Source organism: Monashia sp. HAY1-2A, from assembly GCF_056755315.1.
This window is the reverse complement of sequence record NZ_JBNDHY010000321.1, coordinates 1-591: the sequence shown is the minus strand read 5'-3', so window position 1 is coordinate 591 and position 591 is coordinate 1. Positions and strand designations below refer to the sequence as shown.

The 591-nt window shown below is 70.2% G+C and carries 1 protein-coding gene; it reads left to right on the top strand.

Translation table 11 applies throughout. The features are described 5' to 3' along the window. Window positions 1–79 precede the first annotated feature (79 nt). A partial coding sequence (locus ACPYOM_RS22110) for an ABC transporter permease subunit (protein WP_481347606.1) occupies window positions 80–591 on the top strand: 512 nt, incomplete at its 3' end.

Here is a 591-nt window from a genome sequence, read left to right as displayed (position 1 = left end):
CCGGCGTACAAGGCCACCCTGGACAAGTGGGGCCTGGGCACCGGCGCCATCTCCAGCTCCGAGCTGCTGAAGTAACGCCATGGCCGGTACGACGTTGCGACACAGAGGTCCGACACCCCCCACCGGCCCCACCGGCCTTACCGGGCCGGCCGGCCCCGCCGGCTCGGTGCCGGCGGCGGCCGACAAGCCGCGGCTGCACCGCCGCGGGCTCTGGGAGTACGCCGCGTGGGCGCTGTGCGTGCTGGTCGTGGCCGGCCTGGCGCGCACCCTGACCAGCAACGAGCACTACCAGTGGGACGTGGTCGGGCAGTACTTCACCGCCCCCACCGTGCTCAAGGGCCTGGGCCTGACCCTGGTGCTGACCGCGCTGACGATGTTCTTCGGGACCATCCTGGGCCTGCTCATCGCGATCCTGCGGGTGTCCAAGGTCCGCCCGGTGCGGCTGCTGGCCTCCGGCTACATCACCTTCTTCCGCGGCACCCCGGTGCTGGTCCAGCTCATCTTCTGGTTCAACATCGCCGCGCTCTACCCGAACATCAGCATCGGCATCCCGTTCACCGACATCTCCCGCGCCGTGGACGTCAACGCCCT